The sequence below is a fragment of the Mesorhizobium sp. genome (assembly GCF_004963255.1).
Taxonomy (GTDB): Bacteria; Pseudomonadota; Alphaproteobacteria; order Rhizobiales; family Rhizobiaceae; genus Mesorhizobium.
This window is the reverse complement of record NZ_SUGA01000003.1, coordinates 333,187-347,589: the sequence shown is the minus strand read 5'-3', so window position 1 is coordinate 347,589 and position 14,403 is coordinate 333,187. Positions and strand designations below refer to the sequence as shown.

Genomic DNA, 14,403 nt, shown 5'->3' with positions numbered 1-14,403 from the left:
TCGGGGAGGAGTCACTTGCCGCGACGGCGCAAGCCGTCGAAGTAGACGATGACGATGATCAGTGCTCCGGTGATGACGCGTTGCCAGAAGGTGTTGACGTTGAGCAGGTTGGCGCCGTTGTTGATCGTCGACAGGATGAAGGAGCCGATCAGCGGTCCGTGCACGGAGCCGATGGCGCCGAATAGCGAGGTACCGCCGATCACCGACGAAGCGATGGCCTGCAATTCATAGGTGTCGCCCTGTGTCGGATTGCCGATGCCGATGCGCGAGGCGAGCAGCACGCCGACGAAGGCGGCGAGCAGGCCTGACAGGATATAGGCCATGAAGATGGTGCGCGGCACGTTGACGCCGGACAGGCGCGCGGCCTCGGCGTTGGAACCGACCGAGAACAGATAGCGGCCCCAGCGCGTGTGGTGCAGGAAGATGTAGGACGGGATGGCGACCAGGATCACCATCCAGAACAGATAGGGGATGCCGAACAGCGAGCCGCGCGAGAAGGCCTGGAACGGATCGCTGTTGATCGATATCGAGTTGCCGTTGGTCATCAAGAGGCCGATGCCGCGCAGCGAGGTCATGGTGGCCAGGGTGATGATGAAGGGCGGCAGGCCCATCTTGACGATGCCGAAGCCGTGGAAGAGGCCGATAGCGACGCCGACCAGCAAGGTGATCAGCACCGCCGCCCAGATCGGCCAGCCGGCATTGATCAGAAGCGCCACCACGACGGTGGTGAAACCGACCACCGCGCCGACGGACAGGTCGATGCCGCCGGTGATGATGACGAAGGTCTGGCCGACGGCGAGGATGGCGATCAGCGAGCCCTGGCGCAGAAGATTGGTGATGTTGAGGGCCGTGGCGAAGGAGGGCGTGGCGACAGCCAGCACGATCCACATCAGCAGCAGAAGGCCAAGCAGGGTCAGGCCGAAGAGCGCGTTGAAATTGCGCTTGGGTTTTTCGGCGGGGATCGCCTCGGTGCTCATTTTTGTCCTCCCGACTTTTCTTGTTTCTCGGCCAGCGCCTGACCCAGAATGTCCTCGTGGCTCGCGGTGCGGAACCCATGCGTGGCGACCAGCTTGCCGCGCCGGAACACGTGCAGCGTGTCGGCAAGCTCGTAGACTTCCGGCAGATAGGACGAGATCAGGATGATGCCGGCGCCTTTCGACAGCAGCGTCGAGAACAAGCGGTAGATCTCGGCCTTGGTGCCGACGTCGACGCCGACCGTCGGCTCGTCGAAGATGAACAGCTTGGCGCCATGCGCCAGCCATTTGCCGATGACGATCTTCTGCTGGTTGCCACCTGAGAGGCTGGAGGCGAGCGCGCTGCGCGTCGGCGTCTTGATGCGCAGGTCGGCGATCTGGCGATCGGCCTCGGCCTTCTCCTTGGCTCCTGAGATTAAGGCGTTGCTGGAAATGCGCTTGTAGATCGGCAGGTTGAGGTTCATGCCGACCGAGAGGTTGAGACACAGGCCCTGGTCGCGGCGGCTCTCCGGCGCCAGCGCCATGCCAAGCTTGATCGCGTCATACTCGGAATTGACCTGGACCTCCTTGCCCTCCCACAGGATCTGGCCGGCCGATTTCCTGTGGCGGCCGTAAAGCGTGGTGACGAACTCGCTGCGGCCGGCGCCGATCAGACCATAGAGACCGACGATCTCGCCGGCGCGGACGGTCACCGAGACATTCTCGAAACCTTTGCCGGAAAGGTTCTTCGTCTCGACGATCGTGGTGCCGGGCGTGAAATGTTCCTTGTGGTAGATCTGCTCGATCGAGCGGTTGATCATCAGCTTGACCAGCTCGGCCTCGTCGGTCTCGGCGATGTTGCGGGTGCCGACCAACGTGCCGTCGCGCAGTACGGAAACGCGGTCGGCAAGCTCGAACACTTCCTCCATGCGGTGGCTGATGTATATGATGGTGACGCCTTCGCCCTTCAGCCTTCGGATCAGCTTGAACAGCTGGTCGGCCTCCTTGCGGGTGAGATAGGCGGTCGGTTCGTCGAAGATCAGGAATTTCGTGCCGCGCACCGTGGCCCGCGCCGCGGCGATCAGCTGCTGCTGGCCGATGGTGAGATCGCCGAGCACGACATGCGCCGGCAGATCGAAGCCCAGTCCGTCGATAATCTTCTGCGCATCCTTGACCATGGCGCGCTGCTGCAGCAGGCCGAAGCGGGACTCCTCCTCGCCGAGGAACATGTTGGCGGCGACGGTGAGATGGCGGCACAGCACCACCTCCTGGTGAACGGCGTTGATGCCCAGCGCCATCGCCTCATGCGGCGTGGCCAAGGCCGCCGGCTTGCCCTCCCAGATCACCTCGCCCGAGGTGCGCGGCATGACGCCGGTCAGAAGTTTTATCAGGGTCGACTTGCCGGCGCCGTTCTCGCCGACGATGGCGTGGATCTCGCCCGCCTTGAAGGCGAGATGCACCGGCTTCAGCGCATGCGTGCCGGGGTAGCGCTTTTCCAGCCCGTTGAGCTCGAGGATCGTCCTGCCCGGGGCCAGCGTGGGGGCGGGGTGCAGTTCCTGCGCCGTCGACGTCATGACAATCCTCCCACATTGGTCTCAACCATTGGGTATGCAGCGATGCGTCTGACGCGCATCTTGGAGTCAAAACCTAGATCAGGCCCGCGGATTTCCAAATCGCCTGACGGATGTTTCCGGGGCGCGAGGCCCCGGAAACGAGTGTGACGCTGCTTGCTCAGTTGAGCTTCGGGTTGAGCAGCGCGTCGATCTTCGGGTCCTTCATGTTGTCTTTGGTGACGAGGTTGGCGCCGGTGTCGACATTGGCCTCCACCTTCTCGCCCTTCGAGGCAGCCAGAGCGGTCTTGATGCCGTCATAGCCCATCCGGTACGGGTCCTGGACGACGAGGCCGGAGATGACGCCGTCATTGAGGAACTTGATCAGCTTCTCGTCGCTGTCGAAGCCGATCAGCGCCACCTTGCCACCGAGGTTGTTCTCGGCGATGGCCTGGCCGACGCCCTGCGCCATGATCAGGTTCGAGGCGAAGATGCCCTTGAGGTCCGGATTGGCAGTGATCAGGTCGGTGGCGATGTTCAAGCCCGTGGTGGCCTGGCCGTCGGCGTATTTGTCGGCGACGAGTTCGAGGCCCGGATACTTGGCCTTGATCTGTTCGATGAAGCCCTGCTTGCGCTGCTCAAGCGAGCCGGCGCCGGGAAGGGCCGTGATCAGCGCGACCTTGCCTTCAACCTTGCCGCCATTGGCGGCGCCGATCGCGGCGGCGAGACCGTCAGCGGCGACGCGGCCGCCCTGGACGTTGTCGGTGGTGAGGAAGGAGGTGAACGCCTTGGAGTCGGCGCCGGAGTCGATGCCGATGACCTTGACCTTGGAAGCCGCCTCATCGATCGGCTTGCCGAGCGCCTTGAACTCGGTCGGCGAGATGACGATGGCGGCCGGGTTGCTGGCGACGGCGTTCTCGAGGATCGAGATCTGGCCGTTGACGTCGGTCTCGGCCTGGGCGCCGAGCTCCGGCACGTTGATGCCGAGGTCCTTGCCAGCCTTGCGGGCGCCGGCCAGCACGATCTGCCAGTAGAAGGAGGTGGTGTCCTTGACGATGATCGGAATGGTCACGTCGGCCGCCGAGGCGGGCGCGGAATGCATCGCGCCGGCAAGCATCGACGCAGCGGCCAGGGCGACGAAAGCACGGCGGTTGAGAAGGCTGGTCACGAATTTCATTAGGTTCCTCCCTAAGTCGCCTGGTGAAGGTTGCGGAAGCTCCATCTGGATAGGCGCGGCCCAAACAGAACTTTATCAATAAAAAACAGATGCCATTTTTTGATAGAGCATTGCCATGGCCGATGCAAGCGGTGTCTGTTGCCGTTTGTGTGATGCGGGTGAGAGTCCGTTCTGCCCTACCGGCTCGCCTGGCGGCACATGGATGCTTCCCGTTCCTCCCTATCGCTATGGAACAATAATTCCATTGCTCTGTCAATACGGAATACTCATTCCATCGCAAGGCCGCAGGTGTGAGGGCCGGGGTTCCCGGCTTCCACCGCAATATTGACTTTCGGACTAGTGCATTTCATCGTTTCACGGAAACGGCGAAATGCACTATCTCTTTGTTTTACGCAATTTCGGACGCAAAACCGCTTCACACTTTTCCTGAAATTGCTCTAAAGCGTCGCGCCGAGATGCCAGGGCACGAACTCGTTGTCGCCGTAGCCGAAGGCCTCGCTCTTGGTCTTGCGGCCTGACGCCGTCTCGATGATCAGTTCGAAGATCTCACGGCCCATGCCGGCAATGGTCTTCTCGCCCGAGGCGATAACGCCGCAATTGACGTCCATGTCCTCTTCCATCTGGTGGTACATGGTCGAGTTGGTCGCGACCTTGATCGACGGCGTCGGCCGGCAGCCGAAGCAAGAACCGCGGCCGGTGGTGAAGACGATGACATTGGCGCCGCCCGCCACCTGGCCGGTGGCCGAGACCGGGTCGTAGCCGGGCGTGTCCATGAACACCAGGCCGTGGCCAGAAACCTTCTCGGCATAGCCGAAGACGCCATTCAACGGCGTCTGGCCACCCTTGGCGACGGCGCCCAGGGATTTTTCCAGGATCGTGGTCAGACCGCCGCGCTTGTTGCCCGGCGAGGGGTTGTTGTCGATCGAGGCGCCGTGCTTGGCGGTATGCTCCTCCCACCATTTCACGAAGCCGTCGAGCTTGGCGGCGATCTCGGGCGAGGCGGCGCGATAGGCGAGCAGGTGCTCGGCGCCGTAGATCTCGGTCGTCTCCGACAGGATGCCGATGCCACCGACGCCGGCCAGGATGTCGACAGCGGCGCCCAATGCCGGGTTGGCGGTGATGCCGGACATGCCGTCCGAGCCGCCGCATTGCAGGCCGACGACGATCTCGCTGACCGGGATGGGCTCGCGCTTGAGCTGGCCGACTTCCTCGGCGATCTCGGTGAGCACGCCCATCGCCTTCTCGACCGATTTGCGCGAGCCGCCGGCTTCCTGGATATTGAAATGGCGTTTTCCGGCCGCCACACCCTTCTGGCCGTAGAGGGTGAGCTGGTTGACCTCGCAGCCCAGCCCCACCATCATCACGCCGCCGAAATTCGGATGGCGGGCATAGCCCGCGAGCGTGCGGTGCAGAACCATCATGCCGTCGCCGGTGCCGCTCATGCCGCAGCCCTGGCCATGGACGATCGGAACGAAGCCGTCGATGCCGGGATATTTCGGCAGAATCGTGCGGTTGGCCTCGTCGGCAATGGCGTGGCAGACGGTGGCCGAACAATTGACGCTGGCGATGATGCCGATGAAGTTGCGCGTGCCAGCGCGCCCGTCGGCACGGCGATAACCCATGAAGGTGCGCTTGCGGTCGGCCTCGGTGGCGTGCTCGGCCTCGCTCGGCGGCACCACCGGCAGTCGGCCGCTCTCGAAGACCAGATTGTGCGAATGGACATGCTCGCCCGGCGCGATGTCCTGGGTGGCGCGGCCGATCGCCTGCGCGTATTTCACCACCGCTTCGCCGGCGGCGATCGGCCTGATCGCCACTTTGTGGCCAGGCTCGATCACCGCGATCGCGGTGGCGCCGCCCGGCAGCTGCGTGCCGATCTCGATGCGGCCATTGGCGACCGCGACATTGTCGGCGGGGGAAAGAAGAATGGTGTTTGCGGGGTTCACGAGCGGCTGTCCTGGGTCATCCTGGGAATGCGGGCGGATTGACATGCGCCCGTTTGGGGGTAATGTCTTTTATCGTGAAAAAACATTTTTGCGTCAATTGTTTTTTCATCAGCGGCGGCCGGCGCCCCTTGTTCGATGCGCGACCGCCCGTTTGGCAAGCCGGCGAAAAACGATTCCGCTTTTCGGGGCCGTGCGCTAGGAGACACCGATCATATCGCGCTTCCGGCTGTCCGCCGCAAGCGTTGGGGGATACAGGCATGTCGAAGAGCAACAACGTCTACAAGGACGCGTTCAACCGCTGCCTGCGGCTGCTCGACGAGACCCAAAGCCTGCCGTCGGAGCCGGAACTCGGCACGCTGCTCGGTGTGAGCCGGACCACGGTGCGCAGCATCCTTTCGCGCATGGAAGAGACCGGGCTGATCGCCTGGAACAAGCGCAACAAGACAGTGCTCAGGACGCCGCGGCCGGAGGATTTCTTCCCCGAGGAAGAGACAGACTCGCTGGCCGAGATCATCGAGCGCTCCTTCATGCGCAGGCTGCTTGCCGGCGGCGCCGAGGCCGGCATGCAGATCAACGAACTGGAGCTGGCGCGCGAGATCGGGGTGGGCACCACCAGCGTGCGCGAATTCCTGATCCGGTTCTCGCGCTTCGGGCTGATCGAGAAGCGGCGCAACAGCCACTGGGTGCTGAAGGGTTTCACGCGCGCCTTCGCGCTGGAGCTGACCGAGATCCGCGAGATGTTCGAGCTGCGCTCGGCGGCGGCCTTCGCCGCGCTCCCGATGGACAGCGCGGTGTGGGCTGATCTCGACCGGCTGGAGGTCGAACATCGCCAGCTTGCCAGCGACATCGCCACGCGCTTCAACGAATTCTCGGAGCTCGACGAGCGTTTCCACCGGCTGATCCACCGCGCATCGCACAACCGCTTCATCGTCGACTTCTATGACGTGATCGCGATGATCTTCCACTACCATTATCAGTGGAACAAGGCCGAGGAGCGCCAGCGCAACGAGGTCGCGATCCAGGAGCATCTCGCCTATATCGCGGCGCTGAAGTCGCGCGATCCCGCCAAGGTAGACGTCGCCTGCCGCAAGCACCTGAAATCGGCGCGCCAGACGCTGCTGAGCTCGATTCCCGAGGGACGTCAGGCGCTGGCCGCCGACAGTACGTTGACAGGCACATTTGCCCGGGCATGAACGGGTATCGCGCCGCGTTGCCGCAGCGCGGTTTTGCCGATTTTCCCGCCTTATCGTCCGTGTTACGGTCGATCGAATTTCCGGGAGAGGCTTTCCGTTGCATATCCGGCTGAGACGATGGAGCATGCCGGCCGCGTTCGTCGCGGCGCTGCTCCTGTTGCTTCAGTCCTCCCTCGGCGCCTTCGCCTTTGGCGCGCCGTCGCAGCTCGATGCCTTCGGCAATGTCATATGCACGCATGAAGGGGCCGTAAAACTCCCCGGCGGCGATCCGCACCAGCAGCATTTGCCGGCCTGTTGCTCGCTCGGCTGCAGCATGGTCTCGCCGGCGCATCTGCCGCCGCCGGATGCAGGCGCGCTGGCCGGAACCTGGCTTTTCGAGGCGGTCATCTTCCAGCTTCCGGCCTTCCGGCACCAGGATTTCGCCCGCGACCGTTCTCCGGCCAATCCGCGCGCGCCGCCGGCAATGGTCTGATCCGCGGAACATTCCGCGAGGCCATTCATCCAAGATCAGACTGTTGGCGGCCGCAAAGGCGGCGCGATCCTCATATTCATGGAGCAACCATGTCCAATCTTCTACCCCAGGCACAAGCCTTCGCCCTTCGCGCCACGCCGCAACTCGATTTCCAGCGGCGTCTCGCCTTCGCCGCGCTTTTCGTTGTTCTTCTCCTGGCGTGCATTCCCGGCGCCCTCGCGCATGAGTTCAAGGCCGGCGACCTCGAGATCGAGCATCCCTGGTCGCGGGCGACGCCGCCCGGCGCCAAGGTGGCCGGCGGCTATTTCACCGTGGTCAACAAGGGCAGCGCGCCCGACCGGCTGCTGTCGATTTCCTCCGACATCTCCGACAAGGCCGAGCTGCATGAGATGGGCGTCAAGGACGGGGTCATGACCATGCGGCCGGTCGAGGGCGGGCTGGAGATCCCGGCCGGCGGCAAGGTCGCGCTGAAGCCCGGCGCCTACCATCTGATGTTCACCGGCCTGAGGCGGCAGCCGAAGCAGGGCGAGAAATTCCCGGCGACGCTGACCTTCGAGAAGGCCGGCAGCGTCAAGGTCGAGTTTGCCGTCGAAGGGTTGGGCGAGACCGGCAGCGGCGACATGGACATGGACCACGCCGAATAATCCGCCAAATCGAAATCAGAGGGACAATTCATGATGAAGCATCTTCTGGCGGCGGGCGCGCTTTGCGTGCTTGGAACCAATGCCGCGCTCGCCCATATCACGTTCGAAACGCAGGAAGCGCCTGTCGGCTCCACCTACAAGGCGGTTCTGCGCGTGCCGCATGGCTGCGAGGGCAAGGCGACGACGGCCGTGCGCGTGCAGATACCGGAAGGCGTGATCTCAGTGAAGCCGATGCCCAAGCCCGGCTGGACGCTGCAGATCAAGAAGGGCAAATACGAGAAATCCTACCAGCTCTATGGCGAGACGCTGACCACCGGCGTGAAGGAAGTGGACTGGAGCGGCGGCAATTTGCCGGACGAATTCTATGACGAATTCGTCTTCCGCGCCTCGCTGGCGGCCGACCTGCCGGCCGGCCAGATGCTCTATTTCCCTGTGGTGCAGGAGTGCGGCGACGCAACCGATCGCTGGATCGAGGTCCCGGCGCCCGCCCAGGATGAGGACGCCTTGGAAAGTCCGGCGCCCGGCATCAAATTGCTGCCGAAGAAATGATCTTTTGTTGGCGCGCTCCATCCAGGCGCGGCACCATTTCCCGCAAGACGGCATGAACGCAGCACAATCTTCCCTGACGATGCGCCTGCATACCGGCCCGATTGCCTGGCTGGTGGCAGTGCTCATGGCGGTTGCGGTATTGGCCATGCCCGGGCGTGCCTTCGCGCATGCGGCGCTGGTCGCGACCGATCCGGCCGACGGCGCCGTGCTGGAGCAAAGCCCGGCGCGGTTTTCGCTGACCTTCAGCGAGCCCGTCTCGCCGCTGGTGCTCACGCTTGTCCGGCCCGATGGCTCGCAGCTTGCTTTGACATCCTTCCGTCTCAACGACCAGACGGTCGAGATCGACAATCCCGAGGTGCTCAAATCCGGCACGCATGTGCTGAGTTGGCGGGTGGTGTCGGTCGATGGCCATCCGGTCGGCGGTTCGGCGCTGTTTTCGATTGGCGCGCCAAGTGCCGCGCCGATGGCGGGCGAGGCCCCGGACTGGACGCTGCGCGCGGCGATCTGGGCCGCCAGGCTGTTTCTCTATGCCGGCCTCTTCCTCGGCGTCGGCGGCGCGTTCGCTCTCGCCTTGCTGGCCGGGGACGTGCGCCGCGGCCGGCGCTTTGTCGCGGCGGCGCTGCTTTTGGGGCTCGTCGCAGCGCCGGTGTCGCTCGGCCTGCAGGGGCTCGATGGACTTGGCGCGCCCCTGGCGCGCTTTGCCACGCCGGCCGTGTGGAAGACAGCGCTGGAGACCAGCTTCGTATGGACCGTGCTGGTCGGCCTGATCGCGCTTGGCCTGGCGCTGCTTTCGCTTGCCGGGCCGCCAGGTCTTCGCAAGCTGTCGGCGAGCGCGGCATTGCTTTGTGTCGGCGGCGTTCTCGCCGCCAGCGGCCACGCCAGCGCCGCCGAGCCGCAATGGCTAACGTGCCCGCTGGTTTTCCTGCATGGCGCGGCAATCGCCTTCTGGGCCGGTTCGCTGGCGCCGCTAGGCCTGGCATTGCGGCGGGAGCCGGCGGAAGCAAAAGTCTTCCTGCGCCGCTTCTCCCGGGCGATCCTGCCGGTCGTCGTCGTGCTTGCCGCAACCGGCGTCGTGCTTGCGATCATCCAGGTGCAGGTGCCGGCCGCGCTGGTCCACACCGCCTATGGCCGCCTGCTGCTGCTGAAGCTGGTGCTGCTGCTCTTCCTGTTCACGCTAGCCGCGGTCAATCGCTGGACGCTGACGGCGCCCGCCCAGGCGGGCGACACCGAGGTGCAGCGACGGCTGATGCGCTCGATCGGCATCGAGGTCGTCATCGTGCTCGCGATCTTCGGCGTCGCCGCCGGCTGGCGCTTCACCCCGCCGCCACGCGCGCTGGCGATCGCCGCGGCGCAGCCGGTGTCGATCCATATCCACACACTGGAAGCGATGGCCGATCTCAGCATCACGCCTGGACATGCCGGCGAGGTCGCCGCATCGATGGTGATCATGACCGGCGATTTCGGATCGCTCGACGCCAAGCAGGTGACGCTGGTGCTGTCGAAGCCGGATTCCGGCGTCGAGCCGATCAAGCGGCCGGCGAGGAAACCCGGCGACGGCACCTGGCGCGTCGACAATCTCGTCATTCCGCTGCCCGGCCGATGGAACGCCCGGCTCGATATCCTCGTTTCCGACTTCGAGATGGTGAAGATCGAAGCGCCGATTGAGATCAGGTCCGATTGAAATACGGGTCCATGTAGAATGCGGCGAGGCGGTTGACGCCGCCGCCAAGGCCCGTCATTCATCTGGAAAAGGCGTTCTCCGGGACGCAGCCTCCAACAAGCATGCGAAAGCAGGGAAGAAACGATGGAAAAAGCCGAAATCGGCCTGATCGGCCTTGGCACGATGGGCTCCAACCTGGCGCTCAACATCGCCGAGCACGGGCACCGCATCGCCGTTTTCAACCGCACGCCGTCGCGCACTGGCGCCTTTGTCGAGAGCGCCGGTCCGCTGAAGGACATGGTCGTTCCCTGCTACAGCCTGGAGGAGCTTGCCGCGGCGATCCGGCCGCCGCGGCCGATCATCATCATGGTGCTGGCGGGCAAGCCGGTGGACGAGCAGATCGCGGCGCTGCGCGGCGTGCTCTCCAATAACGACATCGTCATCGATGCCGGCAACGCCAATTTCCGCGACACGATGCGCCGCTTCTCCGAGCTGGCGGGCTCGGGCCTGACCTTCATCGGCATGGGCGTTTCGGGCGGCGAGGAAGGCGCGCGCCACGGTCCGTCGATCATGGTCGGCGGCACCGAAGAATCCTGGAAGCGCGTCGAGAAGGTGCTGACGGCGATCTCGGCCAAGTTCAAGGACGAGCCTTGCGCGGCTTGGCTCGGCCATGACGGCGCTGGCCATTTCGTCAAAACCATCCACAACGGCATCGAATATGCCGACATGCAGATGATCGCCGAGATCTACGGCATATTGCGCGACGGGCTCGGCATGGCGCCCAAGGAGATCGGCAAGGTCTTCGAGGAATGGAACAAGGGCCGCCTCAACTCCTACCTGATCGAGATCACCGCCAAGGTGCTGGCCGCCGACGATCCCAAGACCGGCAGGCCGGTGGTCGACATCATCCTCGACCGCGCCGGACAGAAGGGCACCGGCAAATGGTCGGTGATCGAAGCGCAGCAGCTCGGCATTCCGGCCACCGCCATCGAGGCCGCGGTCGCGGCGCGCGTGTTGTCCTCGATCAAGGAAGAGCGGCAGGCGGCGGAAAAGGCCTATGGCAATATCGGCGTCGAGAAGATTTCCGGCGACAAGGCCGCGTTGCTCAAGGACCTGGAGTTGGCGCTGTTCGCCGGCAAGATCGCGGCTTACGCGCAAGGCTTCGCGGTGATGAGCGGCGCGTCGAAGGAGTTCAACTGGAACCTGCCGATGCCGACCATTGCCAAGATCTGGCGCGCCGGCTGCATCATCCGCTCGCAAATGCTGGACACGATGGCCGAGGCCTTCGGTTCCGGCAGCGCCTCCACCAATCTCCTTATGGCGCCGGCCTTCATCGCGATGATGAAGGAGGCGCATCCCTCGCTCAGGCGTATCGTGGCACGGGCCTCCGAAGCCGGCTCGCCGGTGCCGGCGCTGGCTTCGGCGCTCACCTATTTCGACAGCTACCGCCAGGGACGCGGGACGTCCAACCTGATCCAGGCGCAGCGCGATTTCTTCGGCGCGCATGGTTTCGAGCGCATCGGGGAAGAGGGCGCCTTCCACGGGCCGTGGGGGAGCGGCGCGGGGCACTAACCCCGATAGGGCAGGACCTCACTCGGCTTGCTCAGCGATTGCAGCGAGCCGGGTTCCTTGCCTGCAATCCAGCCAAGCACGGCACGGGCGAGCTCGTAGCCGGCCAGCCGGAAATCCTCGTTGACGACGAGCAGCTCCCGGCGGAACAGGTGCAGCACCTCCGAGGACTGTTTCGACACCACGTCGACATCGCGGCCGAGCTTCAGGCCGGCATCCTCGATGCCGGCGACGACGGCGAGCGTTGCCGCGGCGGCGCTGCTGACGATGCCGTCCGGGCGGTCGTCTCGGCGCATGAGCTGGGCGGTGCGCATCCTGATCTGCTCGATCGTATGGTCGATCGAGACGGTATTGAACGGCACCTCTGAGGCGCCGACCTCGCTCAGCGCATCGGCAAAGCCGTTCACCGTGTAGCGGAAATAGGTGAGGCCAACCGGGGGCGTCACGAGGGCAAGCCGGCTGCGGCCTTTTGCGGCGAGCGCGCGGACGGCTTCGCCGGCAAAGGCGTAGTTGTCGAAGTCGTGATAGGGATGCACCAGCCCCATGTCGGTGCGGCCATGCGTGGCGAAGGGAACGCCGTGCTCCAGCATGTAGCGCGCCCTCGGGTCGTTGGGCTGGGTGCGCGAGATGATGACGCCATCGGCCGAGCCCGTCTCGACCAGATAACGCACCGGGTCGAGCGGATCCTGCGAGCGCGAATAAGGCGTGACGATCAAATGGTAGGGCGTATCGGCGATCACCTCGGTGACGCCGTAGATGATGTCCGAGACGAAGCTCATCAGCTCGTGCTCGGTGTTGAGCACAAGTGAGATGACGTTGGTCTTGCCGGTCCTCAAGCGCACGCCGGCGCGGTTCGGGCGATAGCCGATTTGTTTGGCGACGAGCTGGACGCGGCGCCTGGTCTCGGCGCCGATCTCGGGCGCGTCCTTGAGCGCGCGCGACACCGTCGTGACGCCAAGCCCAGTCATGAAGGCAAGCGTCTTCAGCGTCGGCCGCTCCTTGCCCGACGCGTCGTCGCCCTTCTTCGTCACCCGTCTATCCATTCGTCCCGCCCGTCAGGCGCATAGCAGCCGCGGGGCCGACCGGCAATCGTGCGGCGTTGACGATTGCGCGACTTCTGCCCGCGACGAGCGTCAGTATACTGAAACGTTACAGATTGCCAATCTTCGTGATTGACCCCCGGGGCCGCCGACTCTGCCTTCCCGACATAGAGATGGGGTGAAAGTTGCCGGAATCACAAGGAAATGTCGGCCTGCATCCATTTTGGGCACGGATCGGCCGTTCGGGTTTCAGTTCAGCCGCCCGGGCCCGAAGATTTTGTTCGCGCCTCGAAAAAATCTTAGGCCGCTTTGAGACAGGGGGTTGCCTATGCCGGTCATTTGCCGTATCGAAAATCTGTAACGTTTCAGATTCTGGGAGGAAGCCGAAATGCGATACAAATTCCTGACTGCCACCTTTGCCGCGACGGTTGCTGCACTCAACTTCGCCGGTCCGGCGGCCGCGACGGACCTGGAAGTCACCCATTGGTGGACTTCGGGCGGCGAGGCGGCGGCGGTGGCCGAGCTTGCCAAGGCCTTCGACGCGACGGGCAATCACTGGGTCGACGGCGCCATTGCCGGCTCCGGCGGCACAGCGCGGCCGATCATGATCAGCCGCATCACCGGCGGCGATCCGATGGGCGCCACGCAGTTCAACCATGGCCGCCAGGCCGAGGAACTGGTCCAGGCCGGGCTGATGCGCGACCTCACCGACATCGCCACCAAGGGCAAATGGACGGAGGTCGTGCGGCCGAAGAGCTTGCTCGACAGCTGCACCATCGACGGCAAGATCTATTGCGTGCCGGTCAACATCCATTCCTGGCAGTGGCTTTGGCTCTCCAGCGAGGCTTTCCAGAAGGCCGGCGTGCCGATGCCGAAGGACTGGAATGAATTCGTGGCCGCCGCTCCGGCGCTGGAGAAGGCCGGCATCATCCCGCTCGCGGTCGGCGGTCAGCCCTGGCAGGCATCGGGCGCCTTCGACGTGCTGCTGGCCGCGGTTGGCGGCACCGACGCCTTCCTGAACGTGTATAAGGACAAGGACGCCAAATTCGCCGCCGGTCCCGAAATCGCCAAGGTGTTCAAGGCGGCGGACGACGCCCGCAAGATGGCCAAGAACACCAATGTGCAGGACTGGAACCAGGCGACCAACCTGGTCATCACCGGCAAGGCCGGCGGCCAGATCATGGGTGACTGGGCGCAGGGCGAATTCCAGGTCGCCGGCAAGACCGCCGGCAAGGACTATAACTGCCTGCCCGGCCTCGGCCTGAACGAGGTGATCGCCACCGGCGGCGACGCCTTCTACTTCCCGCTGCTCAAGGACGCCGACAAGTCCAAGGCGCAGGAAGTGCTGGCCGAAACGCTGCTCGATCCCAAGACCCAGGTCGCCTTCAATCTCAAGAAGGGCTCGCTGCCGGTGCGCGGCGACGTCGACCTTAACACGGCGAACGACTGCATGAAGAAGGGTCTCGCCATCCTCGCCAAGGGCGCGGTCATTCCATGGACAGACCAGCTGCTCTCGCAGGACAGCCAGAAGCAGAAGGAGGACCTGTTCTCCGAATTCTTCGCCAAGCCCGACATGACGCTCGAAGACGCGCAGAAGCGCTTCGCCGACATCATCGCGTCGGCCGACTGATCGACGGCGCCCCCGCCAACTCC

12 protein-coding genes are annotated in these 14,403 nt (G+C 64.4%); 7 read left to right on the top strand and 5 right to left on the bottom strand.

Annotated features, from left to right (window positions below; genetic code table 11):
• Positions 1-11 precede the first annotated feature (11 nt).
• The 4 genes from E5X34_RS06460 to E5X34_RS06445 all read right to left on the bottom strand — a co-directional run bounded on the left by E5X34_RS06460 (position 12) and on the right by E5X34_RS06445 (position 5,623).
• Positions 12-977 (bottom strand): ABC transporter permease, encoded by a 966-nt coding sequence (locus E5X34_RS06460; RefSeq protein WP_042640741.1) that lies wholly within the window; start codon positions 975-977, stop codon positions 12-14.
• Positions 974-2,527, bottom strand: coding sequence for a sugar ABC transporter ATP-binding protein (locus tag E5X34_RS06455; RefSeq protein WP_292562327.1), 1,554 nt, complete (start codon positions 2,525-2,527; stop codon positions 974-976). The genes E5X34_RS06460 and E5X34_RS06455 overlap by 4 nt, the downstream gene beginning before the upstream one ends.
• A 157-nt stretch (positions 2,528-2,684) precedes the next feature.
• Positions 2,685-3,680: an ABC transporter substrate-binding protein gene (locus E5X34_RS06450; protein ID WP_040987369.1), complete on the bottom strand. Its 996-nt coding sequence runs from the start codon at positions 3,678-3,680 to the stop codon at positions 2,685-2,687.
• A gap of 437 nt (positions 3,681-4,117) precedes the next feature.
• On the bottom strand, positions 4,118-5,623 hold the full coding sequence (locus E5X34_RS06445; protein WP_292562325.1) for a UxaA family hydrolase: 1,506 nt from the start codon (positions 5,621-5,623) through the stop codon (positions 4,118-4,120).
• Between the two features lie 257 nt (positions 5,624-5,880).
• Between E5X34_RS06445 and E5X34_RS06440 the strand changes: the two genes are divergently transcribed.
• The 6 genes from E5X34_RS06440 to gndA all read left to right on the top strand — a co-directional run bounded on the left by E5X34_RS06440 (position 5,881) and on the right by gndA (position 11,713).
• Entirely contained in the window at positions 5,881-6,816 is a 936-nt protein-coding gene (locus E5X34_RS06440; protein WP_292562323.1) for a GntR family transcriptional regulator, read from the top strand.
• A gap of 124 nt (positions 6,817-6,940) precedes the next feature.
• A complete protein-coding gene (locus tag E5X34_RS06435; RefSeq protein ID WP_292562321.1) occupies positions 6,941-7,288 on the top strand; it encodes a hypothetical protein in 348 nt (115 codons plus the stop codon).
• 89 nt (positions 7,289-7,377) lie between these two features.
• Entirely contained in the window at positions 7,378-7,932 is a 555-nt protein-coding gene (locus tag E5X34_RS06430) for a copper chaperone PCu(A)C (protein ID WP_292562320.1), read from the top strand.
• Between the two features lie 30 nt (positions 7,933-7,962).
• On the top strand, positions 7,963-8,481 hold the full coding sequence (locus E5X34_RS06425) for a YcnI family protein (protein ID WP_292562318.1): 519 nt from the start codon (positions 7,963-7,965) through the stop codon (positions 8,479-8,481).
• Between the two features lie 52 nt (positions 8,482-8,533).
• Entirely contained in the window at positions 8,534-10,162 is a 1,629-nt protein-coding gene (locus E5X34_RS06420; RefSeq protein WP_292562388.1) for a copper resistance CopC/CopD family protein, read from the top strand.
• 123 nt (positions 10,163-10,285) lie between these two features.
• Positions 10,286-11,713 carry an NADP-dependent phosphogluconate dehydrogenase gene (gene gndA / locus E5X34_RS06415; RefSeq protein ID WP_292562316.1) on the top strand — a complete coding sequence of 476 codons (1,428 nt, stop codon included), beginning with the start codon at positions 10,286-10,288 and terminating at the stop codon, positions 11,711-11,713.
• On the opposite strand, the gene E5X34_RS06410 is transcribed toward gndA, so the two are convergent.
• Entirely contained in the window at positions 11,710-12,753 is a 1,044-nt protein-coding gene (locus tag E5X34_RS06410; protein WP_292562315.1) for a LacI family transcriptional regulator, read from the bottom strand. The two genes, gndA and E5X34_RS06410, sit on opposite strands and share 4 nt — an antisense overlap.
• A 385-nt stretch (positions 12,754-13,138) precedes the next feature.
• On the opposite strand from E5X34_RS06410, the gene E5X34_RS06405 reads away from it, so the two are divergent.
• Complete coding sequence (locus tag E5X34_RS06405) at positions 13,139-14,380, top strand: ABC transporter substrate-binding protein (protein ID WP_292562313.1); 1,242 nt, start codon at positions 13,139-13,141, stop codon at positions 14,378-14,380.
• Positions 14,381-14,403 lie beyond the last annotated feature (23 nt).

Bases quoted from the DNA above. Each gene is read 5' to 3' on its own strand.
- E5X34_RS06460 (WP_042640741.1), bottom strand. From the start codon at position 977: ATGAGCACCGAGGCGATCCCCGCCGAAAAACCCAAGCGCAATTTCAAC.
- E5X34_RS06455 (WP_292562327.1), bottom strand. From the start codon at position 2,527: ATGACGTCGACGGCGCAGGAACTGCACCCCGCCCCCACGCTGGCCCCG.
- E5X34_RS06450 (WP_040987369.1), bottom strand. From the start codon at position 3,680: ATGAAATTCGTGACCAGCCTTCTCAACCGCCGTGCTTTCGTCGCCCTG.
- E5X34_RS06440 (WP_292562323.1), top strand. From the start codon at position 5,881: ATGTCGAAGAGCAACAACGTCTACAAGGACGCGTTCAACCGCTGCCTG.
- E5X34_RS06435 (WP_292562321.1), top strand. From the start codon at position 6,941: ATGCCGGCCGCGTTCGTCGCGGCGCTGCTCCTGTTGCTTCAGTCCTCC.
- E5X34_RS06430 (WP_292562320.1), top strand. From the start codon at position 7,378: ATGTCCAATCTTCTACCCCAGGCACAAGCCTTCGCCCTTCGCGCCACG.
- E5X34_RS06425 (WP_292562318.1), top strand. From the start codon at position 7,963: ATGATGAAGCATCTTCTGGCGGCGGGCGCGCTTTGCGTGCTTGGAACC.
- E5X34_RS06420 (WP_292562388.1), top strand. From the start codon at position 8,534: ATGAACGCAGCACAATCTTCCCTGACGATGCGCCTGCATACCGGCCCG.
- gndA (WP_292562316.1), top strand. From the start codon at position 10,286: ATGGAAAAAGCCGAAATCGGCCTGATCGGCCTTGGCACGATGGGCTCC.
- E5X34_RS06410 (WP_292562315.1), bottom strand. From the start codon at position 12,753: ATGGATAGACGGGTGACGAAGAAGGGCGACGACGCGTCGGGCAAGGAG.
- E5X34_RS06405 (WP_292562313.1), top strand. From the start codon at position 13,139: ATGCGATACAAATTCCTGACTGCCACCTTTGCCGCGACGGTTGCTGCA.